Annotated in this window: 21 protein-coding genes and 1 pseudogene; 10 read left to right on the top strand and 12 right to left on the bottom strand. The window is 70.0% G+C overall.

Translation table 11 applies throughout. The features are described 5' to 3' along the window. Positions 1-29: 29 nt before the first annotated feature. The gene (locus tag ERL55_RS01575) at positions 30-2,246 is read left to right on the top strand and encodes a primosomal protein N' (RefSeq protein WP_129134863.1); all 2,217 of its coding nucleotides are present in this window, start codon (positions 30-32) and stop codon (positions 2,244-2,246) included. A 10-nt stretch (positions 2,247-2,256) separates the two neighbouring features. On the opposite strand, the gene ERL55_RS01570 is transcribed toward ERL55_RS01575, so the two are convergent. Beyond that, a complete protein-coding gene (locus ERL55_RS01570; RefSeq protein ID WP_129134862.1) occupies positions 2,257-3,021 on the bottom strand; it encodes an NYN domain-containing protein in 765 nt (254 codons plus the stop codon). Positions 3,022-3,250: 229 nt separating this feature from the next. On the opposite strand from ERL55_RS01570, the gene ERL55_RS01565 reads away from it, so the two are divergent. The 3 genes from ERL55_RS01565 to ERL55_RS01555 all read left to right on the top strand — a co-directional run bounded on the left by ERL55_RS01565 (position 3,251) and on the right by ERL55_RS01555 (position 5,264). Then, the gene (locus tag ERL55_RS01565; protein WP_129134861.1) at positions 3,251-4,189 is read left to right on the top strand and encodes a DegV family protein; all 939 of its coding nucleotides are present in this window, start codon (positions 3,251-3,253) and stop codon (positions 4,187-4,189) included. A gap of 69 nt (positions 4,190-4,258) precedes the next feature. After that, on the top strand, positions 4,259-4,591 hold the full coding sequence (locus ERL55_RS01560) for a hypothetical protein (protein ID WP_129134860.1): 333 nt from the start codon (positions 4,259-4,261) through the stop codon (positions 4,589-4,591). A 1-nt stretch (position 4,592) separates the two neighbouring features. Beyond that, positions 4,593-5,264 carry an ATP-binding protein gene (locus ERL55_RS01555; RefSeq protein ID WP_129134859.1) on the top strand — a complete coding sequence of 224 codons (672 nt, stop codon included), beginning with the start codon at positions 4,593-4,595 and terminating at the stop codon, positions 5,262-5,264. A 112-nt stretch (positions 5,265-5,376) separates the two neighbouring features. Here the strand turns inward: ERL55_RS01555 and fghA are convergent, their stop codons facing one another. The 8 genes from fghA to ERL55_RS01515 all read right to left on the bottom strand — a co-directional run bounded on the left by fghA (position 5,377) and on the right by ERL55_RS01515 (position 13,532). After that, positions 5,377-6,207 carry an S-formylglutathione hydrolase gene (gene fghA, locus ERL55_RS01550; RefSeq protein ID WP_129134858.1) on the bottom strand — a complete coding sequence of 277 codons (831 nt, stop codon included), beginning with the start codon at positions 6,205-6,207 and terminating at the stop codon, positions 5,377-5,379. Between the two features lie 78 nt (positions 6,208-6,285). Next, positions 6,286-7,395 carry an S-(hydroxymethyl)glutathione dehydrogenase/class III alcohol dehydrogenase gene (locus tag ERL55_RS01545; protein WP_129134857.1) on the bottom strand — a complete coding sequence of 370 codons (1,110 nt, stop codon included), beginning with the start codon at positions 7,393-7,395 and terminating at the stop codon, positions 6,286-6,288. A 43-nt stretch (positions 7,396-7,438) separates the two neighbouring features. Continuing rightward, positions 7,439-7,714, bottom strand: coding sequence for a formaldehyde-responsive transcriptional repressor FrmR (gene frmR, locus ERL55_RS01540; protein ID WP_129134856.1), 276 nt, complete (start codon positions 7,712-7,714; stop codon positions 7,439-7,441). Positions 7,715-7,845: 131 nt separating this feature from the next. Beyond that, on the bottom strand, positions 7,846-8,121 hold the full coding sequence (locus ERL55_RS01535) for a DUF4326 domain-containing protein (protein WP_129134855.1): 276 nt from the start codon (positions 8,119-8,121) through the stop codon (positions 7,846-7,848). Positions 8,122-8,125: 4 nt separating this feature from the next. Continuing rightward, positions 8,126-8,758 (bottom strand): glutathione S-transferase family protein, encoded by a 633-nt coding sequence (locus tag ERL55_RS01530; RefSeq protein ID WP_129134854.1) that lies wholly within the window; start codon positions 8,756-8,758, stop codon positions 8,126-8,128. 47 nt (positions 8,759-8,805) lie between these two features. After that, positions 8,806-11,550 carry a phosphoenolpyruvate carboxylase gene (gene ppc / locus ERL55_RS01525; RefSeq protein WP_129134853.1) on the bottom strand — a complete coding sequence of 915 codons (2,745 nt, stop codon included), beginning with the start codon at positions 11,548-11,550 and terminating at the stop codon, positions 8,806-8,808. 65 nt (positions 11,551-11,615) lie between these two features. Beyond that, entirely contained in the window at positions 11,616-12,341 is a 726-nt protein-coding gene (locus ERL55_RS01520; RefSeq protein WP_129134852.1) for a ferritin-like domain-containing protein, read from the bottom strand. 18 nt (positions 12,342-12,359) lie between these two features. Next, positions 12,360-13,532: a hypothetical protein gene (locus tag ERL55_RS01515; protein WP_129134851.1), complete on the bottom strand. Its 1,173-nt coding sequence runs from the start codon at positions 13,530-13,532 to the stop codon at positions 12,360-12,362. Positions 13,533-13,816: 284 nt separating this feature from the next. Here ERL55_RS01515 and ERL55_RS14815 point away from each other — a divergent pair, with 284 nt between their 5' ends. After that, on the top strand, positions 13,817-13,999 hold the full coding sequence (locus ERL55_RS14815; RefSeq protein WP_164972087.1) for a hypothetical protein: 183 nt from the start codon (positions 13,817-13,819) through the stop codon (positions 13,997-13,999). 75 nt (positions 14,000-14,074) lie between these two features. After that, positions 14,075-15,997 carry a S9 family peptidase gene (locus ERL55_RS01505; protein WP_129134850.1) on the top strand — a complete coding sequence of 641 codons (1,923 nt, stop codon included), beginning with the start codon at positions 14,075-14,077 and terminating at the stop codon, positions 15,995-15,997. 45 nt (positions 15,998-16,042) lie between these two features. Here the strand turns inward: ERL55_RS01505 and ERL55_RS01500 are convergent, their stop codons facing one another. Together ERL55_RS01500 and yihA are read right to left on the bottom strand one after the other, a co-directional pair. Next, on the bottom strand, positions 16,043-17,422 hold the full coding sequence (locus ERL55_RS01500) for a glutamate--cysteine ligase (protein ID WP_129134849.1): 1,380 nt from the start codon (positions 17,420-17,422) through the stop codon (positions 16,043-16,045). A gap of 228 nt (positions 17,423-17,650) precedes the next feature. After that, positions 17,651-18,268 carry a ribosome biogenesis GTP-binding protein YihA/YsxC gene (gene yihA / locus ERL55_RS01495; protein ID WP_129134848.1) on the bottom strand — a complete coding sequence of 206 codons (618 nt, stop codon included), beginning with the start codon at positions 18,266-18,268 and terminating at the stop codon, positions 17,651-17,653. 160 nt (positions 18,269-18,428) lie between these two features. Between yihA and ERL55_RS01490 the strand changes: the two are divergent. From ERL55_RS01490 to ERL55_RS01475, 4 genes and pseudogenes are all read left to right on the top strand, one after another. Further along, positions 18,429-19,202, top strand: a pseudogene (locus tag ERL55_RS01490) (c-type cytochrome); the annotation flags it as partial. A gap of 285 nt (positions 19,203-19,487) precedes the next feature. Next, positions 19,488-20,135: a thiol:disulfide interchange protein DsbA/DsbL gene (locus tag ERL55_RS01485; RefSeq protein ID WP_129134846.1), complete on the top strand. Its 648-nt coding sequence runs from the start codon at positions 19,488-19,490 to the stop codon at positions 20,133-20,135. Between the two features lie 40 nt (positions 20,136-20,175). Next, positions 20,176-21,015, top strand: a complete 840-nt coding sequence (locus ERL55_RS01480; protein ID WP_129134845.1) for a thiol:disulfide interchange protein DsbA/DsbL — start codon at positions 20,176-20,178, stop codon at positions 21,013-21,015. Positions 21,016-21,144: 129 nt separating this feature from the next. After that, complete coding sequence (locus tag ERL55_RS01475) at positions 21,145-21,933, top strand: endonuclease/exonuclease/phosphatase family protein (RefSeq protein ID WP_129137148.1); 789 nt, start codon at positions 21,145-21,147, stop codon at positions 21,931-21,933. Positions 21,934-22,033: 100 nt separating this feature from the next. Here ERL55_RS01475 and ERL55_RS01470 read toward each other — a convergent pair whose 3' ends face one another. Beyond that, complete coding sequence (locus ERL55_RS01470; protein ID WP_129134844.1) at positions 22,034-24,925, bottom strand: TonB-dependent receptor; 2,892 nt, start codon at positions 24,923-24,925, stop codon at positions 22,034-22,036. Between the last annotated feature and the right edge of the window lie 91 nt (positions 24,926-25,016).

The following is a 25,016-nucleotide window of genomic DNA, read 5'->3' as shown; positions in this document are numbered from 1 at the left end:
CGGCGGCCGCCGCGTACACTGCCCGGCCGATGACTGCAGCCGACGGCACCCCCGACGCCCCCTACCTGAGCGTGGCGCTCCCGGTGCCGCTGCCGCGGCTGTTCGACTACCTCCCGCCCCCGGGCACGGCCCTCCCGGGGCAGCCGGTCGGCTGCCGGGTGCGGGTGCCGTTCGGCCCGCGCGAGCTGGTCGGCGTGGTGGCCGCGGTCGGGCGCCCGGAACATTGCGCCGACGGCCTGCGCGACGCGCTGGCGTGGCTGGACGACGCGCCGCTGCTGGCCGGCGAACTGCTGGCGTCGCTGCGCTGGCTGAGCCGCTATCTGCATGCGCCGCTGGGCGAGGTGCTGGCGACCGCGCTGCCGGCGACGTTGCGGCGCGGCGAGCCGCTGCCCGACACCCGCACCTGGGGCTGGACGCTCACCACCGCCGGCAGCGCCGCGCTGGCCGTCATGCGCGACGGCAGGCCGCGCGTGCTGGCCATGCTGCTGGACGGCGTGGTCGTCGACGAGGCCGCGCTGGACGACCGCCTGCCCGGCTGGCGCGCCGCGGCCCGCACCCTCGCCGCCCGCGGCCATGCCGGGCGGGTCGGCACCGCCGGCTGCCCGGGCCCGACCCCGATTGCCGGCCCTCCACCGAACCCGGCGCAGCAGGCGGCCATCGACGCCATCCGTGCCGCCCGCGGCTTCCATGCGTTCCTGCTCGACGGCGTGACCGGCAGCGGCAAGACCGAGGTCTACCTGCAGGCGATCGCGCACGCACTCGCGCAGGGCCGGCAGGCGCTGGCGCTGGTGCCCGAGATCGGGCTGACCCCGCAGACGCTGGCGCGCTTCCGCGAGCGCCTCGGGGTGCCGGTGCACGCGCTGCATTCCGGTCTCAACGACACCGAGCGCGCCCAGGTGTGGGCGGCCGCGGCCCGCGGCGAGGCGCGGGTGATCGTCGGCACCCGTTCGGCGGTGTTCGTGCCGCTGCCGGAGCCGGGCCTGATCGTCGTCGACGAGGAGCACGACGGCAGCTACAAGCAGCAGGACGGCATCCGCTACCACGCCCGGGACTTCGCGCTGGTGCGGGCGCGGGCGCTCGGCGTGCCGGTGGTGCTGGGCAGCGCGACGCCATCGCTGGAGACCCTGCACAACGCCCGCAGCGGCCGCTATACGGCGCTGCGCCTGCCGCAGCGCGCCGGCGTCGCGCGCCCGCCGCCGGTGCGCGTGCTCGACGTGCGCAAGCGGCCGCTGCAGGCGGGGCTGTCGGGCGAGGTGCTGGAGGCCATCGGCGCCACCCTGGCGGCCGGGGGCCAGGTGCTGGTGTTCCGCAACCGCCGCGGCTATGCGCCGGTGCTGCTGTGCCACGACTGCGGCTGGAGTGCGCAGTGCACGCGCTGCAGCATCCCGGAACAGGGCCGGCCGATGACCGTGCACGCCGGGGGCCGCCGCCTGCAGTGCCACCACTGCGGTCATCGCCAACCATCGCCGATGGCCTGCCCGGCCTGCGCCAGCCTCGGGCTGCAGCCGCAGGGCGTGGGCACGGAGCGGCTCGAGGAACACCTGGTGCAGGCGTTTCCGGGGGTGCCGGTGGTGCGCATCGACCGCGGCAGCACGCGGCGGCGCGACGGCATCGAACGCGCGCTTGCGACGTTCGGCGAGCGTGCCGGCATCCTGATCGGCACGCAGATGCTGGCCAAGGGCCACGACCTGGCCGGGCTGGCGCTGGTGGCGGTGGTCGGCATCGACGAAGGGCTGTTCTCCGCCGATTTCCGCGCACCGGAAAAGCTCGCACAGCTGCTGATCCAGGTCGCAGGGCGCGCCGGCCGCGGCGCGCGCAGTGGCGAGGTGCTGCTGCAGACCCACCACCCCGGCCATCCGCTGCTGGCCACCCTGCTGCAGGGCGGCTACGCGGCCTTCGCCGAGGCGGAGCTGCTGCAGCGCGAGGTCGCCGGCTTCCCGCCATTCGCGCATCTGGCGCTGCTGCGTGCCGAGGCCGCCCACGTCGAGTTGCCGCGCGAATTCCTGCGCGAGGCCGCCAGCCTGATGGCGGCCATCGACACCCAGCGCACGGTCGAACTGCAGGGCCCGCTGCCGGCACCGATGCCGCGACGCGCGGGCTTCCACCGCGCGCAGCTGGTGCTGTCATGCCCCGGCCGCCGCCCGCTGCACGCGCTGCTCGACCGCGCGATGCCGGAACTGCACGCATTGCCGGCGGCACGCCGGGTGCGCTGGTCGCTCGACGTCGACCCGGTGGACCTGTACTGACGAGCCCGCGCTACGTGGCGCCGCCACCGCCGCCGCCCCTGCGCGAGCGCCGCGCCGGCGTCTTCGGCAGCTCGCGCAGTTCCACCGCCTGCCCGGTGCGGCGCACCTCGAACAGCCCGGTCGCCTCGATCAGGTCGCTGAGCTTGCGGTAGCCGTAGTTGCGCGAGTCGAACGAGCCCTGGTTGGCGACGTGGCTGCCGACCGCACCGAGATGCGTCCAGCCGGATTCGTCGGCGCTGGCCTGCACCGCGCTGCGCAGCAGCTGCATGAGCGTGGCATCGCCACGCAGCTGCGCGGCGGTCCTGGGCCGGGCAGCGCCGCTGTCGCCGTTGTCGAGCACGCCGAGCTTCTCGAGGTACAGGAACGTCGAACACGCCTTGACGAAGGGTTCCGGCGTCTTCTCCTCGCCGAAGCCGAACACCCGTAGGTTGTCGTGGCGCAGGCGCATCACCAGCGGGGTGAAGTCGGCATCGCTGGACACGATCGCCACGCCGTCGAGCGTGCGTCCGTACAGCAGGTCCATGGCGTCGATGACCATCGCCATGTCGGAGGCGTTCTTGCCGCTGGTGTAGGCGAACTGCTGGATCGGCCGGATCGCATGGGCATGCAGCGCGGCTTCCCAGCCCTTGAGGTGCGGGCTCTTCCAGTTGCCGTAGGCGCGGCGCACGTTGGCCACGCCGTGGCGCGCGAGTTCGGTGAGGATCGGCTCGATCTTCGAGGCGGGCGCGTTGTCGGCGTCGATCAGCAATGCCAGCCGCAGTTCGGCGTCGGCCATCGGAATGCTCCAGCAGGGGTTGGCCGCAGTCTACGTGCAGCGGCGCCCGCGGGCCGCGGCGTGGAGGCGCGACCGATGCACGCGGTGCGATGCAAGGGCCGCCCCGCCATCGCAACAGGGTCCGATGGCACTGCGGGCTGTCTCCCCGATCACGTAGAGTCGTGCCTCCATACACCTGCATCGCAAGCGCGCACGGCGGCGACCGTTGCACGCTGCGCCTGTCAAGCCCATGCGCATCGGAATCGTCGTCGACGCAGCCTGCGACCTGCCTCCGGAGTGGCTGGACGCGGCGGGCATCGTGCTGCTGCCGGCCACGGTGCACATCGGCGGTACCAGCGTCGTGGACCTGCGCGACCCGCAGGCCACGCTTGCATTCATCCGTACGCATGGCAGGCGTGGCCACAGTGCGCAGACCGCCGCCTTCCCCGCCGACCGCATCCGCTCGCTGTTCCTGGATCGGCTGGTGATCGATTACGACCACGTGTTCTGCCTGACCGTCGCGCGCAGCCGCAGCCGGATCCACGACAACGCAAGGCACGCCAGCTACGCCGTCCTCAACGAGTACCGGCAGCCGCGCACCGCCGCCGGGCATGCGACGCCCTTCGCGCTGCAGGTGCTGGATTCGCAGCAGGTGTTCGCAGGCCAGGGCATCCTGCCTGTGGAAGCGGTACGCCTGCGCGATGCCAAGGCGAGCGCGCTGGAGATCCACTCACGGCTGGAGTTCCTTGCCGGCCGCAGCTACAGCTACATGGTGCCGCGCGACCTCGGCTACCTGCGCGAGCGCACCCGCCGTCGCGGCGATCGCAGCGTCAGCCTGCTCGCCGCCACGCTCGGGGCCGCGCTCGACATCCGGCCGATCCTGCACTGCCACCAGGGCGAGACCGGGCCGGTGGACAGGGTGCGCGGCTTCGAACCCGCGGCGCGCAGGCTGTTCGACTTCACCTGCGAGCGTGTGCACGAAGGCCTGCTGACGCCCACGCTGTGCCTGAGCTACGGCGGCGAGCTCGACGCGATGCGGGCATTGCCGGGCTACGACCGCCTGATCGCCAGCTGCCGCGAACATGGCATCGAGGTCTTCGAGACGGTGATGAGCCTGACCGGGCTGGTCAACGTCGGCCCCGGCGCGCTCACGATCGGCTTCGCGGCGCCGCCGCACGCGTTCACCTGAGCGCACGGACGGCACCCTCACGTGGCCCGCTGCTAGGCTCCACCGCATCTCCGCAACCCTTGCGCATCCATGGCCACCTACTACATCCGCATTCCCGACCCCGACCAGGCCAGAGCCAGCGGTACGTTCGCATTCCGCTCGCAGAGTGCGCCCGGCATGGCCGAAGAGCTGCAGGACGCGCTGGCCGGGCCCGGGCTGTTCGAGCGCTGGCGCGACAGCCAGGACGATCCGGAGCTGGTCGATCCCGAGCTCGGCCCGGTGGATCCGGCGGCACGGGTGACCGGCGAGGGCGACATCACCTTCGACCTGGTGGCGCATACCAGCCTGTCGGGCGACATCCTGCGCCACCGCCTGCGGCTGCTGGCCGGCAAGGCCTGGGAACTGCGCGACGTCCGCTACTGAGGTGGCCACGCCGGCACTGCTGTCGTGGAGCGGCGGCAAGGACGCGGCGTGGGCGCTGCATGTGCTGCGCGCGGCGGGCGACGTCGATGTCGTCGGCCTGTTGACCACCGTGGACGCCGATGGCGGGCAGGCGTCGATGCAGGGCGTCGCCGGTGACGTGCTGCGTGCGCAGGCAGCCGCGGCGCAGCTGCCGCTGATCGAAGTGCCGATGCCGGCGGACGCCGACAACCGCGCCTACGAGGCCGCGTTCGCGCGGGCGCTGGATGCGGCGCGCCTGCGCTGGCCAGGCATCCGCCTTATCGCCTTCGGCGACCTCGCACTGGATGATCTGCGCGCATGGCGCGAGGCGCTGTGCGCGCGCCACGGCTGGCAGGCGCTGTTTCCGTTGTTCGGTGCCGACACCACCACGCTGGCGCGCACGATGCTCGCCGGCGGGCTGCGTGCGACGCTGTGCTGCGTGGATACCGCGCAACTGGACGCGGGCTTCGCCGGCCGCGACTACGACGCCGCGTTGCTGGACGCGCTGCCGTCGGGCATCGACCACTGCGGCGAGAACGGGGAGTTCCACACCGTCGTGCATGCCGGGCCGATGTTCGCCACGGCGATCGCGCTGCGCCGTGGTGACGGCACGCTGGACCAGGACCGCTTCCAGCGCACCGGTTTCCTGCTGTGAGGACGCGGCAGGAACCGTGTGCGTTGCCACCGATGGCGTGGGCAGGCGCGGACCGGAGCACCCGTGCGTGCTGGTCCACGTTGGTCCACGTTGGTCCGCGGCAGGCAGGACTTCAGCCCTTCAGTGCTGCCGCATGGTGGGCGACGTGGTCGCCGATGAAGCTGGCGATGAAGTAGTAGCTGTGGTCGTAGCCCGGCTGCATGCGCAGTTCGAGCGGATGCCCGGCAGCTTCGCAGGCGGCCTGCAGCAACTGCGGCTTCAGCTGGCCATGGAGGAATTCGTCGGCATCGCCCTGGTCGACCAGCAGCGGCAGCCGCTCGTGCGCCGACTTCACCAGCTCGACGGCGTCGTACTGCCTCCACGCCGCGCGGTCGTCGCCGAGGTAAGCGCCGAACGCCTTCTCGCCCCAGGGCACCTGTGACGGCGCCACGATCGGCGAGAACGCCGACACGCTGCGGTAGCGGCCGGGGTTCTTCAGCGCGATGGTGAGCGCACCGTGGCCACCCATCGAATGTCCACTGATTGCACGCGCATCGCTGGCAGCAGGGTCGGACTCCACCCACTCCGGCAGCTCGTGGACGATGTAGTCGTACATCCGGTAGTGCTTGGCCCACGGCTCCCGCGTGGCGTTGACGTAGAAACCGGCGCCCTTGCCGAGGTCGTAGCCTTCGGCATCGGCGACGTCGTCACCACGCGGGCTGGTATCGGGAGCGACCAGGATGATCCCGTGCTCGGCGGCATAGCGCTGCGCGCCGGCCTTGGTGATGAAGTTCTGTTCGTTGCAGGTCAGCCCGGAGAGCCAGTACAGCACCGGGCACGGGCCCTCGGCCGCCTGCGGCGGGAAGTACACGCCGACGGTCATGTCGCAGCCCAGCACCTGCGAGCGATGGCGGTAGACGTCCTGCCAGCCGCCGAAACTCGCACGATGTTCGATACGTTCCATGGGATTCCTCCAACGTGTCTTGAACCCCTCTCCCGCGTGCGGGAAAAGGTGAGGGTGGGAAAGCTGGGAGATGCCTGGTCAGTAATGGATCACGGTGCGGATCGACTTGCCCTCGTGCATCAGGTCGAAGGCCTCGTTGATGCGCTCCAGCGGCAGGGTATGGGTGACGAACGGGGCGAGCTGGATGTCGCCCTTCATCGCGTCCTCCACCATGCCCGGCAGCTGGCTGCGGCCCTTCACCCCGCCGAAGGCGGTGCCCAGCCACCTGCGGCCGGTCACCAGCTGGAACGGGCGGGTGCTGATCTCCTTGCCCGCACCGGCCACACCGATGATCACGCTCTGGCCCCAGCCGCGGTGCGCGCATTCGAGCGCCGCGCGCATGACGTCGACATTGCCGATGCACTCGAAGCTGTGGTCCACGCCCCAGCCGGTCATCTCCACGATCACCTGCTGGATCGGCCGGTCGTGGTCCTTCGGGTTGACGCACTCGGTCGCGCCCATCTGCTGCGCCAGCTCGAACTTCGCCGGGTTGGTGTCGATCGCGATGATGCGGCCGGCTTTTGCCTGCCGGGCGCCCTGGATCACGGCCAGGCCGATCGCACCGAGGCCGAACACCGCGACGCTGTCGCCCTCCTGCACCTTCGCCGTGTTGTGCACGGCGCCGATGCCGGTGGTCACGCCGCAGCCGAGCAGGCAGGTGTGCTCGGGGTTGGCGTCCGGGTTCACCTTCGCAAGCGACACCTCGGCCACCACCGTGTATTCGGAGAAGGTGGAGCAGCCCATGTAGTGGTAGACCGGCTGGCCCTTGTAGCTGAAGCGCGTGGTGCCGTCGGGCATCACGCCCTTGCCCTGGGTGGCGCGCACGGCCACGCACAGGTTGGTCTTGCCGCTCTTGCAGAACAGGCACTCGCCGCACTCGGCGGTGTAGAGCGGGATCACATGGTCGCCCGGCTTCACGCTGGTGACGCCCTCGCCCACTTCCACCACGATGCCGGCACCTTCGTGGCCCAGCACGGCGGGGAACACGCCTTCCGGATCCTCGCCCGACAGGGTGAAGGCATCGGTGTGGCACAACGCGGTGTGGGTGATCTTCACCAGCACCTCGCCCTTCTGCGGGGGGGCGACATCGAGCTCGACGATCTGCAGCGGCTGGCCTGCGGCAAAGGCGACGGCGGCACGGGATTTCATGGCGGGACTCCTCGGGTGGCGTCGGACGCGTGCGGGACGCGTCCTATTTCAGGTAGGAACGGATCAGCGTGGTCATTTCGGCGATCCGTTCCTGGCGTTCGTCCGCATCGGCGGCGGGCTGGCCGAACTGTTCGCGCAGGTGCGACTCCAGCACCTCGCTCATCAGCCCGTTGACCGCACCGCGGATGGCGGCGATCTGCTGCAGCACCGGCGCGCAGTCGGCACCGGCTTCCAGCGCGCGCTCCAGCCCCTCGCACTGGCCGCGGATGCGGCGGATGCGGGCGAGGACCTTCTTCTTTTCCTCGGGCGAATGGGGCATGGCAAAAAAGACGATGATGGATAGTGGGGGGCAGTATAGCTCACCGGCGGATCATGGGCCTGCTGCCAGCGACGCGCCCTGCCGCGACGGGGGACGCTGCAGCTCCCGGCACGCGTGACACTCCATCCGCCTCAGCGGTTGGCCAGCTCCAGCAGCACGTCGGCATGGCAGGGGGCATCCGCCGCGCACCAGCAGGCGAGGTCATGGCCGCGCAACGCCGCGCGCGCGCCATCGAGCCGTGCCGGATCGGCGAGCATCCAGGCGCGGAACAGCGCCACGCACGTGGCGGCGTCGCCGTCGACGCCGATACGGAACGGGTTCCCCCAGCGCGTCGGCCGGGCGACGCTGATGGCGCCCTCGGGTAGCCGCCACCCGCGCCGGCGGCTCAGTTGCACGCGGACCGGCATGTGCTCAGCCGGCGGCCGGGATCGCCGCGTCATCGGCGGCCTTCGCACGGCGGTACGCCTCGCGCCCACGCAGGCGCTCGGCCCAGGCGACGAACGCCGGGCGTTCGGGGATCGACCTGAATGCAAGGCCGAAATCGACCTGGCTGCCGACATAGACGTCGGCGGCGCTGAAACGCTCGCCCAGGAGCCACGGCGAGGCCGACGCGGCCGTCTGTTCAAGCACGTCGATGGCCTGCTCGTAGCTGCCATAGCCGACGAAGCCGGCCTTCTCCGGCGGTGGCAGGCTGCCGAGCGCCCGCGCGGTCACCGCCGCTTCCACCGGCCCGGCGGCAAAGAACAGCCAGCGCAGGTACGGGCCGCGTTGCGCGTCGTCAATGGCCGGCGCCAGCCCCGCCTGCGGGAACGCATCGGCCAGGTAGGCGCAGATCGCCGCGGCCTCGGTGACCACGACGCCGCGGTGCTCAATGGCCGGCACCTTGCCCATCGGGTTGATCGTCAGGTACTCCGGCGATTTCATCGCCGCACCGTAGTCGTGCACGACGGTGCGGTAGGTGGCACCCGTTTCCTCGAGCATCCAGCGCACGATCCGGCCGCGCGACATCGGGTTGGTGTGGAAGACCAGTTCGTGATCGGCCATGGCGGCGGTCCGGTTCGGGTGTCGCCGCTACGTTACTCCGGGATCGATCAGCCGGTGTTCTGGATGCCGGCGGCGATACCGTTGACGGTGGCGATCAGCGCACGCAGGGTGGCGTCGTCGTGGCTGCCGTCGGCGCGCCAGCGCTGCAGCAGCTCGACCTGCAGCAGGCTGATCGGGTCGACATAGGGGTTGCGCAGACGGATCGACAGGCCGAGCCGGTAGTCGTCGCCCAGCAGCTCGTCGCGGCCCTTGATCGCCAGGATCGCGTCGCGGGTGCGGCGGAACTCGCTGGCGATGTCCTCGAACATCGGTGCGTGCAGCTCGCCGGCCAGGCGCGAGTAGCGCTCGAAGATGTCGAGGTCGGATTTCGCCAGCAGCATCTCGATGTCGTCCAGCGTCGCGGCGAAGAACGGCCAGTCGCGCGCCATCTCCTGCAGGGGCTCGATCCCCCACTGCGCAATGCCGCGCGACAGCGCGGTGCCCACGCCATACCAGCCGGTCAGCCCGGAGCGGTTCTGCGACCAGGCGAACACCCACGGGATCGCCCGCAGGTTGCCGACCCCGCCATCGCGCCGCCGCGAGGGGCGCGAACCGATCTGCAGCCGCTCGATCACGTCGATCGGCGTGGCCGCGCGGAAGTACGGCACGAAGTCGCGGTGCTCGTGCACCAGCGCGCGGTAGTGCGTGCGCGAGCACTGCGCCAGCTCCGCCATCCGCGTGCGCCAGGGGTCCTCGCGCGCATCGGCCGCGCGCGGACGCAGGGTCGCGCGCAGCACCGCGGCGGTGGTCTGCTCGAGGTTGCGCAGCGCCAGCGCACGGATGCCGTACTTGCGGTGGATCACCTCGCCCTGCTCGGTCACGCGCAGGTGGCCGTCGATCGAGCCGCGCGGCGCGGCGATGATCGCGCGTCCGGTCTTGCCGCCACCGCGGCTCACCGAGCCGCCGCGGCCGTGGAAGAACACGATCGCAACGCCGGCCTCGCGGGCCAGCGCCACCAGTTCGGCCTGGGTGCGCTGCAGTGCCCAGCGCGACGCCAGCACGCCACCATCCTTGGTGCTGTCGGAATACCCCAGCATCACCGTCTGCCGGTGGCCGCGCGCCGCGAGGTGCGCCCGGTACACCGGGTCGGCGAACAGCGCGCGCATCACCGCCGGGGCGGCCTGCAGGTCGTCGACGGTCTCGAACAGCGGCGCCACGTCCAGCGGCACGGCGTCGTCCTCGACGCAGCCGGCCATCCGTGCCAGTGCAAGCACCGCCAGCGCATCGGCGGCAGTGCGGCTCATGCTGACGATGTAGGGGCCGAACGCGTGTTCGCCATAACGTGCGCGGGCTTCGCGCACGGCGCGGAACACCGCGAGGCTGCGCGCGGTGGTGTCGTTGGGTGTCGTGTCCGGCAGGGCACCGCCGAGCCAGCGGTGCAGGTCCGCGATGCGTGCGTCGAGCGGACGCGCGGACCAGTCGGCGTCGCCGGAAAGCTGCGCGATGGCGGCATCGTGCACGGCGGAATCCTGTCGCAGGTCCAGGCGCGCGAGATGGAAGCCGAAACTGCGCACCCGCAGGCGCACGCGCTCCAGCGCGTGCAGGCCGGCATGGTCGCCGCGGTGGACGCGCAGGCTGTCGGCGATCAGGTCGAGATCCGCCAGCAGGCAGCCGGCACTGCGGTAGCCGCACTCCGCGCCCTGGGCGGTCGCCTCGAGGCGCGCGCGCATCAGGTCCAGCAGCTGGCGATAGACCATGTCCACCTGGCGCGGCTTCAGCCGCCCTGCGGCGTCGGGCAGCAGTGCGCGGTACTCGTCCAGCCGCCGCGCAACGGCGGCATCGATGCCGGCGCGCTCGGTGGTCTGGGTGAGGATGCGCATCAGCTTGCCGAGATCGGCGGCGTAGTTGCCGAGCACCTGGGCGCGCTGCGCTTCCAGCGTGGCGAGGATGGTGTCGGCACCGACGTTCGGGTTGCCGTCCATGTCGCCGCCGACCCAGGTGCCGAACTGCAGCACCACCGGCAGTTGCGGGCGCTCCCCGTAGACGGCATCCAACGCTTCGGCGAACTCCCGGTAATAGGTCGGCAGCACGCGGTACAGCACGTCGCCGAGGTAGTAGCCGACGTGTTCCATCTCGTCGAGCACGGTTGGCCGGGTCGGCGGTGCCTCGGAGGTCTGCCACGCCGCGGTCAACGCCTGGCGGATGCGTTCCATGTCGACCGCACGCTCGCCCGGGGTACGGCCGCGGTCGATGTCGGCCACCAGCCGGGCGACGATCTCGCGCTCCTTCTCCAGCAGCGCGCGGCGCATGGCCTCGGTGGGGTGGGCGGTGAACACCGGCTCGATGCGCAGCCGCGGCAGCAGCGCCGCCACGTCCTCGGCGCCGACGCCTTCGTCGCGCAGCTCGGCCAGTACCGCATGCAGCCCCCCGGGCTGCGGCGCCGCGGCTTCGCGCTGGTAGTCGCGGCGGCGGCGGATGCGGTGCACGCGCTCGGCGAGGTTGATCGCGCCGAAGTACGCGGCGAAGGCGCGGACCATGGCCTCGGCATCCTCGAGCGGAATGCGCGACAGCTGGTCGGCCAGTTCGTCGACCGGCAGCGCGGCCTCGCGCCGCGCGATCGCGGCGCGGCGTACCGCCTCGACTTCTTCCAGCAGTTCGGGCGACCCCTGCTCGGCGAGCATGTCGCCCACCAGCGCGCCGAGGCGGCGCACATCATCGCGCAGCAGGGTGTCGGTGTCGGCGAACCCGATCGGTTCGCGCAGGGTGTCGTCTTCGGAAGCGCGCGGCGGCGCGGCGGTCGTGGAGGCGTGCATGCCCGAAGGCTACACGGTCGGCACGCCTCCACGACGTGCACATCGGTGGATCCGGCGCGGTCGTATCAGACCCCCGCTTCCTCCGTCAGTGCCGTGGCCATCCACTGGCGCACCGTGACTTCATGGCGCTGCTCCGCGGCAAGCGCCTCGGTGAACTGCGCGGCGAGCTCGTCCTGACCGAACTGCGTGGCCAGGTCGATCAGCAGCTCCCACGACGCGTTGTCGATGACTTCGGCAGCGAGCAATGTCGACAGCGCCTGGGCGATGGTCAGCCGCGGCTCGCCCATCGCCTGCACCAGGCCCATGCCCTGCACGCCGGTCACATCAGCGCACGGCGTCATCGCGGTCGGATCGCCGCCGAGGGTCTCGATCGCCGCGGCCAGCAGCAGGTAGTGCGAGTGCTCCTCGTCGCGGATCTCGCGCACGCCTTCGATGGTCATGCCGGCCGGCAGGCCGGGGGCCACGGCCACCTTCTGCAGCATCATGTCGTAGAGGCGGGTGCCGGTGCGTTCGAACGCGGCGCGCTCGGCGATCTTGTCGAGCAGCACGTGCATCTTCTTGCCGGTCAGCGCCTTCATCGCGGTGCCCGCCATGCCGCGCAGCGTCGGCGGCGGCGGCATCGAACCCACCGGCTCGGCTTCGAGGAGATAGGAGGCACGCAGCGCCACCGCATCGATTTCGGGGTCGGGCACGGTCGTCTGCAGCTCGCGCACTTCCAGCAGCTTGCGCGCGTCCACCGGGGACGCCTTCATGCCGGTGCGGTTGGTGCCGGTACGGATGTCGTTTTCCATGATTCGTCTCCTCGACGCTTACTTCTGCTGCTCGGCCGGCAGGGCGAGCTCGGTTCCGGGGTTCCACACATAGCCCGCTGGCACCGCTTCGGTCGGCGACCCTTCCGAATTGAGCTGCCTGCGGTAGGCGCGCGAGCCATCGGCCTCCTGCTCCATCGGCACGAAATCCGGGCCGTCGGCACGCAGGTCCACTTCCTGCAGCAGCACCTGGCGCACGAAGTCGCGCTGGCTGGCGAAGGCGATCGGCTCGGGCATCGTCGCCGGGATGATCTCCATCGGGTCGCGGCGCTCGACCTGCTTGAACAGCTCCATGACGTACTGCAGATGGCCCAGCTCGTAATCGAGGAAGCGCTCCCAGATCGCCTTGATGCGCGGGTTGACCTCCTGCTGCACGGCGCCGTAGTAGTTGTAGACCTCGTTGAACTCGTGCATCAGCCACTGTTCCATCCAGGTCTGGTCGGGATCGATGATCGACTCGTACTGGGTGGTGTGCTGCTCTTCGATCGAGGCGATTTCCGCATACAGCAGGCGCGCCACCGGATCGGTGAACAGCGGACCGATGTTCATGTAGTAATTGTGCGTCTGCTGCTCGGCCGCCATGATCGTGAGCGCGTGCAGCTTCGACAGCGGATGCGCGGTCTTGGCATCGAACGGATTGCGCAGGTCGTCGTCGGGGTGGCGGTGTTCGACCACCGTCGGTCGGCCCGGAAGGATGTCGGTGTAGCACTGCAGGATGTTGTTCGCATCCTTGCCTTCCAGCCGGTCGAGCATCGCCGAGTAGCGGTACATGTGGTCGAAGTCCTCGAGCAGGCCGAAGCGGTAGGTCTGCGCCAGGTACGGATCCGGCTCCGCCTGCGCAACCGCGGCGGTGATCTCGATGGCCACCTGCTCGTAGGCGATGGTGGTCTCCAGCGGCGAGTGGTCGGCACCGATCAGCCAGTTGATCATCGTGTGCTGGTGCTGCTCGACCCGGCGCACGCGCGCCAGCGGCGCACGCATGTCGCGATTCATCCGCGCGAACGCATGCGAAAAGCGCAACGCCTCATGCTCGAGGCCGTTGAGCAGGATGATGCGCACGCGGGTGAAGGTGTCATCGTCCAGCTTGCTGATCGGTTGCTGGACGAGTTCGCGCCATGTGAAGCGCTGCTGTTCGAGTGGACAGCCTTTGATGTTGGTGAGATCGAGTGCCACGGGGAAACTCCTCTGCAGACCATCGCTGATGACGTGGGGCGTCACGGGAAACTGAACCCCTATCCGACGCGCAAGCGGGTCGGGCCGATCCTACGGGATGCGTTCCCTTGGCCACTCACAGTGAAAACACGTCCATGACTGCGCTTGAAAACAAGGCTTTTTCGGCGTTCGCTACGGGCCACTGAACCTTTCAGTTATGGCCTCGCGCGTTCCACGCACTTTTGAAGTTGGCGGTGGTGATCTGCTGCTGCCGCAAGGCAACCCCCAACGACTGGAGATTCGACGTGAACAACCAGAACAACCAGCAGAACCAGAACAATCAGCAGAACCAGAACAACCAGAACAACGATCAGAACCGCCAGAACGAACAGAACCAGCAGAACCAGCAGAACCGCGAGAACGAGCAGAACCGCGAGAACCAGCAGAACCAGCAGAACCGCCAGAACGAGCGCGAACAGCGCCGCTGAGCACCGAAGGCTCTACTGCTGGCATACGACGCCCCTTCGGGGGCGTCTTCTTTTGGGATCCGACAGGAAGCATGCATGCAAGCGTTCTGCATCGATGACCTCTTCAACCACATCACACTGTCCGAACTCCAGGGGTGCCCCGGCAATCCGCGGGTGGTGTTCTCCAGTTCACAGGCGATGCGCGATTCCGACAGCTACCGCACCGTGCTGTGGCAGCTCGACACCGCGTCCGAGACCGCGCCGCGGCAGCTCACGACCGACGTCTTCAGCGCGTCATCCCCGGCGCTGGCGCCGGACGGCCGCAACGTCGCGTTTCTTTCCGCGCGCGCCGGTGAAGCGAAGCAGGTGCAGTTGCTGCCGCTGGACGGCGGCGAAGCGCGCCAGGTCGGTGGGTCGCAGCGCGAACTGCAGGCGCTCATGCAGTGGTCGCCGGACGGACGGCGGGTGCTGCTCTCCGCACGCACGCCCTGGTCCGAGGACGCGGACGACGCCACCGACGGCAGCAACCGGCCGTGGGTGGTGACCCATCTTCCATGGAAGCTCGATGGCAGCGGCCCACAGGTGGGCCACCGCACCGTACTGCTCGCGATGGATGTCGACAGTGGCGACGAACAGATCCTGGTCTGCGGTGATTTCGACGTCGTGGAAGCCGCGTGGTCGCCGGATGGAAAGTCGCTCGCCTACGTGCGTACGCGCGATGGCAGCCAGCGTCACCGGATGGACCTGTGGCTGGCCGACGGTGATGGCGGCAACGCACGCCTGCTGACCGACGGGCTGGCCAGCATCGCCGGCATCACCTGGTCGCCTGACGGCCGCACGCTGGCGCTCGGCGGAACCGTCACCGAAGGCGACTCGCTGAGCCTGCTGTGGCTGGTCGATATCGCCGACGGCTCGCTGCGCAGGCCCGCGGACGAATTGCAGCTCGAGGGTTCGACCATCGTCTGGCACCCGGACGGCGATCGCGTCGCCACCATCGCCGCGCGGCGTGGTCTGCAGGAAGTGGTGGTCGTGGACATCTCCAGCGGCGTCGTCACCCGGGTGGACGACGGCCTGCAACACGCGGCCGCACTGTGCGCGGCCGGCGATGGCCTGGTGTTCGTGGCTGCGCGCGTGGAGCGCCCGGACGAACTGCACGCGACCACCTGGTCGCCGGGCACCGAACGCGTGCTGACCCGTTTCAACCGCGACTGGGAGGAAGACCGCGCGGCTCCGCGCGTGGACAAGCGCAGCTTCCAGGTGCCCGACGGCAACGGCGGCAGCGAGGAGATCGACGCCTGGGTCCTGCTGCCGGCAGAGGGCGAAGGCCCGTTCCCGTTGCTGGTGGACTTCCACGGCGGCCCGCAGAGCCATGTGCTGATCGACTTCGCCAGCCACGTGTACGGGTATGACCTGCTGTCGCATGGCTGGGCCATCGTCGCCGCGAACACGGTCGGCTCCGGCAGTTACGGTGCGCGGTTCGCCGAGCGGCTCAACGGCCACTGGGGCGAGCTCGACCTGCCGCAGCATCTCGCCGTCGTGGAGGCGCTGCAGGCCGAAGGCATTGCGGGGGAGCAGCTGGCCTGCACCGGGAAGTCCTACGGCGGCTATCTCACCGCATGGGCGATCGGCCACGACGGCCGCTTCGCGCGCGCCGGCATCAGCGCACCGGTGATCAACATGGAATCGCACAGCGGCACATCCGACTCGGGTTACTACGTCGACCCGTACAGCATGGATGGCGAAGTCGATGACGCCCACGAACGCTATCGCCGGCTGTCGCCGCTGTCCTATGCCGATGACATCCGCACGCCCACCCTGCTGTTGCAGGGCGACGACGACCAGCGTTGTCCGCTCGGGCAGTCGGAAGAGCTGCTTGCGCGGCTGGCCCGGCGCTCGAAGGCGCCGGTGCGCATGGTGGTCTATCCCGGCGGAACGCACCTGCTGGCCGGCACCGGCAAGCCCAGTCATCGCGTCGACTATCACCGCCGGCTGTCGCGCTGGCTGCGCGGCGACGACTGAACATCGATCGCGCGCCGCGCGTGCATCCGCGGCGGGCGATGCAGGTCAGTACGCGAACTCGCGGAACACGCGATCGATGTCGCCGTGCCATTCCCCGTGGAACAGTTCCAGCTTGCTCTCGGCAGGCGTCTGCCCGGCTTCGGCCAGCTCGATCAGCGGCTCGAGGAAACGCACTTCGTCGATGTCCTGTGCGTTGCGGCGGTCGCGGCGACGCAGCCCGGCCGCACTGATCTTCAGCGCCTCGATGGCCAGCTCGCGCACGCTGTGGCCACGGAACGGGGTGGCCAGCGCGGTGCGCGGCACGTGGTCGCGCAGTGCATGCCGCTCGGCACGGGTGAAGTCGCGCACCAGGTCCCAGGCCGCGTCGAGCGCGGCATCGTCGTACAGCAGCCCCACCCAGAACGCCGGCAACGCGCACAGCCGGTTCCACGGGCCGCCATCGGCACCGCGCATCTCGAGGTACTTCTTCAGCCGCACCTCGGGGAACGCGGTGGTCATGTGGTCGGTCCAGTCGCGCATCGTCGGCAGCTCGCCTTCCAGGCCCGGCAGTTCCCCACGCAGGAACGCGCGGAAGCTCTGCCCGCTGGCGTCGTGGTAATGCCCCTTGCCATCCGCACCGTTGCGGTAGACGAAGTACATCGGCACGTCGAGGATGTAGTCGACGTAGCGCTCATAGCCGAAGCCGTCCTCGAACACGAAGTCGAGCATGCCGGTGCGGTCGGCGTCGGTATCGGTCCAGATATGCGAGCGGTAGCTCAGATAGCCGTTGGGCCGGCCTTCGGTGAACGGCGAATCGGCGAACAGCGCGGTGGCGATCGGCTGCAGGGCCAGCGCCACGCGGAACTTCTTCACCATGTCCGCTTCGGTGATGTAGTCCAGGTTGACCTGCACGGTGCAGGTGCGGGTCATCATGTCGAGACCGAGGCTGCCGACCCTGGGCATGTAGTCGCGCATGATCCTGTAGCGGCCCTTGGGCATCCACGGCATCTCGTCGCGACGCCACTTCGGCTGGAAGCCCATGCCGAGGAATCCCAGCCGCAGCTCGTCGGCGACCGCCTTGACCTCGTAGAGGTGGTTGCCGACCTCCTGGCAGGTTTCGTGGATGTCCACCACCGGCGCGCCCGACAGTTCCAGCTGGCCGGCCGGCTCGAGGGTCACCGATGCGCCATCGCGCAGCAGTGCGACCGTGCGCCCGTTCTCGCGCACGCGGTCCCAGCCGAAGCGGGTCAGGCCGTCCAGCAGCGCCTCGATGCCACGCTCGCCGTCGAAGGTCGGCGGGCGCAGGTCGTCGAGACGGAAACCGAACTTCTCGTGCTCGGTGCCGATGCGCCAGTCCGATCGCGGCTTCTCGCCGGAGGCGATTTCCGCGGTCAGTTCGCGCGGGTCGAGGATCGGGGCATCGGGGGAAGGGCTTGAGGTGGGCACGTGGCGGAGGCTCGTCGACGCTTGCAGGACGCGCGCTGGCGGCACGTCGCGGGGGCGCCACTATATCCCGCGGCATCGACGGCACGGCGCACGCGCATGGCCCGCTGCGTCACCGGCAACGTCACAATCGCCGATGCATCGGCCATGCATGTCGAGTTCGGGCCGCGGCGTCGCCTGCGGGCGCGGCCCGTCACCGCGCAGCGGGCGTGCTTCGCCGTGCGGCGCGGATCAGCGCGGCGGAGGCAGTTCCAGCCAGGCGTTGACCACGCCGCAGGCCTCGTCGATGCCGAGCTTGTGCAGCGCCGAGAAGGTCTGCACCGAGACCGAGTCGCCATAGGCCTGCTGGAGGTCGCGGCGCACCTGCAGCAGCACGTTGCCGGAACCACCGCGTCCCAGCTTGTCGGCCTTGGTCAGCAGCACGTGCGCGGGCAGCCCGCGTTCCACCGCGTAGCCGAGCATCTGCCGGTCGTAGTCGCGCAACGGATGGCGGATGTCCATCACCACCACCAGCCCGCGCAGCGCCTCGCGGCGCGCAAAGTAGCCGGCGATGAAGGCCTGCCAGTGCGCCTGCAGGTCCTTGGGCACCTTGGCGTAGCCATAACCCGGGAGGTCGACGAGGTGACGGTCCTCGTAGGGCTCGACCTGGAAGAACACCAGCTGCTGGGTGCGGCCGGGGGTCTTGGAGACCCGCGCCAGCGCATTCTGCTGGCACATCGCGTTGAGGGCGCTGGACTTGCCGGCGTTGGAGCGGCCGGCGAAGGCGACCTCGTAACCGATGTCGGGCGGAAGCTGGGCGGGGGTGTGCGCCGCCAGCCGGTAACGGGAGCGGGCAAGAAAGTTGGTCATGGGCGATAGGATCGCATGGGCGCCGGTGTGCCGCCCGTTTTTCCCGCCGGTGCGCAGGCCCGGTGGCTGCCGGCGCCGTTTGACCCCGGTTGCGGCACGCGTCGATAATTCGGCGATCCCGGGCGCGTTCGCGTTCGATTCATGTTGTCGGAGCCCAGCAATGCGCCAAGCCCGCGTTTACGGAATCGCCGGCCTCGCCGCCCTCGTCATGGGTGCCGTGGCCTTTGCACAGTCCACCGCGCTGCCGTTGCCGGAGGACGCGCCCGTCCAGGCTGCGCCGCTGGAAGACAACGCGGTGGCGGAACTCGCCGACACCCAGTGGGGCGATGCCCAGCGCGGTGCCACCATCGCCGGCACCTGCGCCGCCTGCCACGGCCTCGACGGCAACAGCGTGGTGCGCGAGATCTATCCCAGCATCGCCGGCCAGAACGAGCCCTACATGGCCCACCAGCTGGCGCTGTTCAAGAGCGGCGAGCGGCCGAGCCCGATCATGCAGCCGTTCGCGCAGATGCTCTCCGCGCAGGAAATGCGCGACGTCGGCGCCTATTACTCGATGCAGTCGGCGCAGGCCGGCATCGCCGACGATGGCGTGGTCGCGGCCGGTGACTACGAAGGCATGAAGTTCTACGAGGTCGGTCAGCAGATCTACCGGCGCGGCGATACCGGGCGGCAGATTCCGGCCTGCATGGCCTGCCATGGCCCGACCGGCGCCGGCATGCCCGGGCCGTCGTATCCGCACGTGGCGGGGCAGCCGGCGTGGTACACCGCGCGCCGCCTGCAGGAATTCCGCGACGGCACCACCGGCGAGCGCGATACCCGCATGTTCCAGATCATGCACACGATCGCGCAGCCGCTGAGCGACGAGGAAATCCAGGCACTGGCCAGCTACATGGAAGGCCTGCACCCACGCCCGGATGCCGCCACCCGCGCGCAGATGGCGCAGCTGCAGGCCGAGGCACCGGCCGAAACGCGCGCGCCTGCGGCCGATACGCGCTACCTCGACCCCGCAGAAGCCGGCAACCCGCCGGCCGGCGCGCCGGGTTCGCCGGAAGCCAGCGGCATCGACCCCGAGCAGTCGGCGGAGCCCGTCCAGCAGCAGTGAGTGGCGCCGTCGCTGCCTGGCGCGTGATCGCCCCGTCTGCACCCCGAAGCGCGCCGGCCGTGCCACACGCGCCGGCGTTTTCGTTGCGGCCCGTCCCGTCTTCCACGGAGTCTCCCGATGCACCTGTCCCGCCGGCTGCTGATCCGTCTCGCCGCGCTCTGCCTGGTGCTTGCCGCACCGCTCGCGTCCGCCCACGAGGGCCACGCGCCGGTGGAGGGCGTCGACTACGTGCGCATCGCCGACGGCCGCCCGCTGGCGTCGCCCGACGGCAGGATCGAGGTGGTGGAGATCTTTTCCTATGCCTGCGGCCACTGCGCCGACCTGCATCCGCTGATCGAACCGTGGCAGCGCGCGCTCCCCGACGACGTGCGTTTCAGCTACCTGCCGGTGGTGTACCGGCCCGACGATGCCTTCGCCACGGCCTATTTCGCCGCCGAGGAGATCGGCGCGCTGGAGCAGACGCACGCCGCGACCTTCGACGCCATGCACCGCGCGCGTCGCCTGCCGCGCAACGCCACCACCGCCGAACTGGCCTGGTTCTACGAGCAGCTGGGCGTGGACCGCGCCCGCCTGGACGCCGCGATGACCAGCGCGCAGACCCGGCAGAAGCTGAACGATGCGCGCGATTTCCTGCTGCGCAGTGGCGCGCAGGGCACGCCCACCCTCATCATCAACGGCCGTTACCGGGTGCAGGCGCGCAGCCTGCGCGAGCTGCTGCACACGGCCGAGCAGCTGATTGCCGCCGAGCGCCAGGCCGGCGGCTGAGCCCTTCCCCCTTCTTCTCGAGCCGAGGTCCTTCACGCTTATGAGCACGTCACGCATCCTTGTTTCCCTGCTGCTGGCCGCCGCCCTGGCCGCCTGTGGCGATCGCGACCAGGCCGCAACCGCGACCACCGACAGCGCCACGACCGCCACCGACGCCACCGACGCCGCCAGCGCCAACCCCGCACCCGCGCAGGACGCCGCAACCGCCGATACCGGTGCGCAGCCGTCCGCGGACGCCGACGCTGCTGTCGATCCGGCAGCCGACGCCGACGCCGCCACCCCGGCACCGGCTGCCACGCCGCCGCAGGGCCCGGCACCGGTCGAGGGCACCGACTTCGTCACCATCGCCAATGGCCAGCCGTTCCAGCCGCTCAACGGCCAGATCGAGGTGGTCGAGGTGTTCGGCTACACCTGCCCGGCCTGCGCCGCGTTCGAGCCGGTATTCTCGGCATGGAAGAAGCGCCAGCCCGCCGACGTCCGCGTGACCCCGCTGGCCGCGCCGTTCGGCGGGTCCTGGATGCCCTACGCACGTGCCTTCTACACCGCCGAATCGATGGGCCTGGTCGACCGGACCCACGACGCGATGTTCGAGGCCATCCACGTGCAGCGCCGCCTGTCGCCGCAGAACGCCAGCGACCAGCAGATCGCGGGCTTCTACGCCGACCACGGTGCCGACGCCGCGCAGTTCGCCAGCACCATGCAGAGCTTCACCGTCAACGCCAAGCTCAAGCGTGCCGAGCAGTTCCTTGCGCGCGCCGGCGTCGACGCCACCCCGACGCTGGTGGTCAATGGCAGGTACCGCGTGCTGGGCGGCCGCGCGTTCGAGGAGCAGCTCAACACCGTCGAGCACCTGGTCGCGCGGGAACGTGACGCGCGCTGAGGTGTCCTGGCGGTGATGTCGCCACTGGTCGTGCATCGCACCGCGCCGCCCGGCGCCGGTTCCGCGCACGCTGCGCCGCCGTCACCCGCCAGTGGCTACGGTGCGGGCGTCTCTCCCGACGCACCGGTGATGGCGATCGACCCCTCCACCCGCCGCCTGCGCCTGCTCAGCGCCAACATCCAGGCCGGTTCCAGCACGCGCCGCTACAGCGACTACGCCACCCGCAGCTGGTCGCACGTGCTGCCGGCGGGCAACAAGCGCTGGGCGCTCGACCAGATCGCCCAGCTCGCCGGCACCCACGACATCGTCGGCCTGCAGGAGGCCGACCCCGGCAGCTGGCGCTCGGGCTTCACCAACCAGACCCATTACCTCGCCGAGCGTGGCGGTTTCGACTGGTGGACCCACCAGCCCAACCGCAATGTCGCCAACCTCGCCTCCAGCGCCAACGGGCTGCTGGCGCGTATCGAGCCGGTCGAGGTGCAGTCGCATCCGCTGCCCGGGCGCATATCGGGCCGCGGCATGCTGCTGGCACGCTTCGGCGACGGTGCCGAGGGCCTGAGCATCGCGGTGGCGCACCTGTCGCTGGGCGCGCAGTCGCGCCGCTCGCAGCTGTCGTTCATCGCCGAGCTGCTGCACGACCATCCCAACGCGGTGCTGATGGGCGACTTCAACTGCACCGCCGACACCCCGGAGATGGACATCCTCTATCGCAACACCTCGCTGCAGCCGCCGTCGTGCGCGATCCAGACCTTCCCGAGCTGGCGCCCGGCCAAGGCCATCGACCACGTGCTGGCCACCGGCTCGCTGGTCTGCAACGACATGCAGGCGATGCCGGCGGCGCTGTCCGACCACCTCGCGGTGTCGGTGGCGATGGACGTGCCGGTCGCGGCCCTGCAGTCGACGCGCGACGCCGCGTAGAGCACCCTCATCCGCCCCTGCGGGGCCCTTCTCCCGCGAACGGGAGAAGGGTCAAGGCATGCGCCTCTCCCGCGCGCGGGGAAAGGGATGCAGCCGACCGTCAGAACCTCAGGTCCGCACGCAGGTACCAGAACCGGCTGCCGGGCATGTCGTAGGTCGAGGCGTCGTAGCCGTTGAGCGAGCACGACAGGCAGATCGGCGGATCCTTGGCGAACACGTTGTTGAGGCCCGCGGTGAGCGTCAGGCCCTGCTGCCAGTCGAAGCGGTAGCCGGCCTGCAGGTCGTGGAAGGTGGTCGAGCCGAGCCGGTTGGTGCCGCTGGCCGGATCGCTGCACACCGGGAACGTCACCGCATTGCCGCAGTCCTCGACCAGGTCCGACACGTGGCGCAGCGTCCACGATGCATTCCACGCTTCGCGGGTCCAGTCCAGCGACGCGGTGCTGGCCCATTCCGGGATCGCACTGTCCTCGACCTCGATGCCCGGGCGCCGCGGCTGCAGCTGGCCGGCGCCACCCACCGCCTCGTAGCGGCCGACGAAGGTGTTCTGCCAGCCGAAGGCGAAGCGCCCGGCGGCGGTTTCGGGCAGCGTCCAGTAGAAGTCCACGTCCCAGCCGTCGGTCTTGATAGAGCCGAGGTTGGTCAGGCGGTTGTTGAAGGCGTTGATGCCGCCGGTGGCGGCACGGCCGATGCCATCGCAATAGGCCTCGTCGAGCGTGCGCACGCAGAGGTCGAGCTGGGTCTGCGCCGACAGCGCCTGGATCGGGCCCTGGATGTCGTGGCGGTAGAAGGTCACCTCGACATCGAAACGGTCCGCCCATGACGAATTCGCCGCGAACCACGGACTCCAGACGAAGCCGGTGGTGAAGCTGCGCGCACGCTCCGGCTCGAGTTCGCGGTTGCCGCCGGTGGTGATCGAGATCTGCGGGTTGACCTGCGCGAACCCGGCCGGCACCCCCAGCGCGCGGCAGTTGGATTCCACCGATGCATCCAGGAACGGCTCGGAACAGGGATCGATCAGCTGCGCATCGAAGCGGCTGTCGGAACCGAACAGCTCGCCGATCGACGGCGCACGGAAGCCTTCGGCATAGGTCGCGCGCAGCAGGAAGTCCTCGCTCACCTGCCAGCGCAGGCCGTACTTCGGCGTGAACTCGCCGCCGAAGGTCGAGTAGTCGGAGTAGCGGCCGGCGACGTTGAGGTTGAGGCTCTGGCCGAGCACGCCCTCGCCGAAGATCGGCACGTCGAGCTCGACGAACACCTCGTTGACGTCGTAGCTGCCCGCGGTCGGCAGCGACGGCACGCCGTTGTAGTGGCCGCGCACGGTGAGCGGATCGGGCTGGTACCAGCCCTTGTACTCGCGGAACTCGTAACCGGCGGCCATGCCGATGCGGCCTGCCGGCAGCTCGAACAGCTCGCCGGAGATGTTGGCCGAGGCCAGGCGCAGTTCGTTCTGGCTTTCGTCGCGCACCAGCGGCTGGATCCAGCCGAGCATCTGCGGGGTGATGGTGCCGGCGCCGAAGATGTCGAGCGGCACGCAACCGGCCACTGCCGCGCAGGCGTCGGGATCGCCCAGCGCGAGCGCGATATTGAAGATGTTGTAGCTGCCGCGGTTGGTCTGGCGCGCCTTGTTGCGCGACCAGGCGGCGTTGACGTCCCAGAACCACAGCGAGTTGCCGGCCTCGAAGCTGCCGACCAGGCCGGTGCCCACATACTGGGTGTCGACCTTCTGCTCGAACACGCGCGCCCCGCCTTCCAGCGGCCGGCGCCCGACCAGAAACAGGTTTTCACCGGACACCAGGTCGAACCCGAACGGGTTGTACGGGTTGCGCGCGGAGATGGTGATGTTGTCGGCCAGCGGATTGCCGGTGGCGCCTTCGGGACCGAGGAAGATCGGCTCCGGTGCCGCCTGGTTGGTGGACTCGCGGCGGTTGATCAGCGCCTTCGCATACCACTGCAGTTCCGGGCTGATGTCGAAACGGAACTGGCCGAAGGCGCCGCTGCGCTTCGACGGCGTGAGCAGCAGGTTGTATTCGGCGAAGTTGAAGCGGTCGGCGAGGCCGAAACAGTGGAAGCCGTCGGTGCGCGTGCAGCCGGTCTGCGCGGGGTTGTAGAGCGGATCGGTGACGCCGGCGTTGGGCACCAGGTCCAGTGAGACCCCGGTGTTCGGGTCACGTAACCAGAAGCGGCCGGCGGGAATGCCCGAACTGCCCAGCGCCACGCCGGTGCCCGGCACCGGGAAGCGCGACTGCTCGCGGTCGCGCGCGTAGACCACGTCCTGGTCGGTGTGGCTGAGCGACAGGAACAGGCTGCTGCGCTCGGTGGTGCGGCCCCAGGCGAGGTCCACGCCCTTGCTGGCGCCGTCGCCCTCGTCGAACTCGCCGTAGTTCAGCGTCACCTGGGCGCCGTCGAAATCGCGGCGGGTGATGATATTGACCACGCCGGCGATCGCATCCGAGCCGTACAGCGATGAGGCCCCGTCCTCCAGCACCTCGATGCGGTCGACGATCGCCAGCGGAATGGTGTTGAGGTCGGTGGCCGCGCCCACGCCGGACGCCGAGGATTCGTTGACCCAGCGGATGCCGTCGACCAGCACCAGCACCCGCTTGGAGCCCAGGTGCCGCAGGTCGACCTGCGCCGAACCGGCGCCCACGCCGCTGCCATCCGGCGGGAAGCCGAAGTTGCCCGACGAGTTGAACTTGGTATTGAGCGCCGAACCGGAGCCGGTGAGCTGCTGCACCACGTCGCCGATCGAGGTGAGGCCGCTACGCTCGATGTCGGCACGGGTGACCGTGTGCACCGGCACCTCACCCTCGAGTTCGGCGCGTCGGATGCGCGTGCCGGTGACCTGGACGGCGTCGAGGGTGCGGGTGTCGGGGGTGGTGGACGCCGGGCGCGCATCCTGCGCGGCGGCGGTGGCGGGCAGGGCGAGCAGCAGGCTGAGCTGGACCGCGCGGGCCAGCCGTGAGGGGGTCGGCAACATCATCGTTCTCTCCATGGACGAAGGTTGCCGCCGATGCCCCTGTCCATCCGCGGCGACCCGTTGTAACCAAAGCGTTAAAACTGAACTGTGACTTGCGTCACTGATC

It is taken from the genome of Luteimonas sp. YGD11-2 (assembly GCF_004118975.1).
Lineage (GTDB): Bacteria > Pseudomonadota > Gammaproteobacteria > Xanthomonadales > Xanthomonadaceae > Luteimonas > Luteimonas muca.
The sequence above is the reverse complement of the archived record's forward strand: the minus strand, read 5'-3'. Positions and strand labels throughout refer to the sequence as shown.

Coding starts and splice junctions, on each gene's coding strand:
- ERL55_RS01575 (WP_129134863.1), top strand. CDS start 30: ATGACTGCAGCCGACGGCACCCCCGACGCCCCCTACCTGAGCGTGGCG.
- ERL55_RS01570 (WP_129134862.1), bottom strand. CDS start 3,021: ATGGCCGACGCCGAACTGCGGCTGGCATTGCTGATCGACGCCGACAAC.
- ERL55_RS01565 (WP_129134861.1), top strand. CDS start 3,251: ATGCGCATCGGAATCGTCGTCGACGCAGCCTGCGACCTGCCTCCGGAG.
- ERL55_RS01560 (WP_129134860.1), top strand. CDS start 4,259: ATGGCCACCTACTACATCCGCATTCCCGACCCCGACCAGGCCAGAGCC.
- fghA (WP_129134858.1), bottom strand. CDS start 6,207: ATGGAACGTATCGAACATCGTGCGAGTTTCGGCGGCTGGCAGGACGTC.
- ERL55_RS01545 (WP_129134857.1), bottom strand. CDS start 7,395: ATGAAATCCCGTGCCGCCGTCGCCTTTGCCGCAGGCCAGCCGCTGCAG.
- frmR (WP_129134856.1), bottom strand. CDS start 7,714: ATGCCCCATTCGCCCGAGGAAAAGAAGAAGGTCCTCGCCCGCATCCGC.
- ERL55_RS01535 (WP_129134855.1), bottom strand. CDS start 8,121: ATGCCGGTCCGCGTGCAACTGAGCCGCCGGCGCGGGTGGCGGCTACCC.
- ERL55_RS01530 (WP_129134854.1), bottom strand. CDS start 8,758: ATGGCCGATCACGAACTGGTCTTCCACACCAACCCGATGTCGCGCGGC.
- ppc (WP_129134853.1), bottom strand. CDS start 11,550: ATGCACGCCTCCACGACCGCCGCGCCGCCGCGCGCTTCCGAAGACGAC.
- ERL55_RS01520 (WP_129134852.1), bottom strand. CDS start 12,341: ATGGAAAACGACATCCGTACCGGCACCAACCGCACCGGCATGAAGGCG.
- ERL55_RS01505 (WP_129134850.1), top strand. CDS start 14,075: ATGCAAGCGTTCTGCATCGATGACCTCTTCAACCACATCACACTGTCC.
- yihA (WP_129134848.1), bottom strand. CDS start 18,268: ATGACCAACTTTCTTGCCCGCTCCCGTTACCGGCTGGCGGCGCACACC.
- ERL55_RS01485 (WP_129134846.1), top strand. CDS start 19,488: ATGCACCTGTCCCGCCGGCTGCTGATCCGTCTCGCCGCGCTCTGCCTG.
- ERL55_RS01480 (WP_129134845.1), top strand. CDS start 20,176: ATGAGCACGTCACGCATCCTTGTTTCCCTGCTGCTGGCCGCCGCCCTG.
- ERL55_RS01475 (WP_129137148.1), top strand. CDS start 21,145: ATGGCGATCGACCCCTCCACCCGCCGCCTGCGCCTGCTCAGCGCCAAC.
- ERL55_RS01470 (WP_129134844.1), bottom strand. CDS start 24,925: ATGGAGAGAACGATGATGTTGCCGACCCCCTCACGGCTGGCCCGCGCG.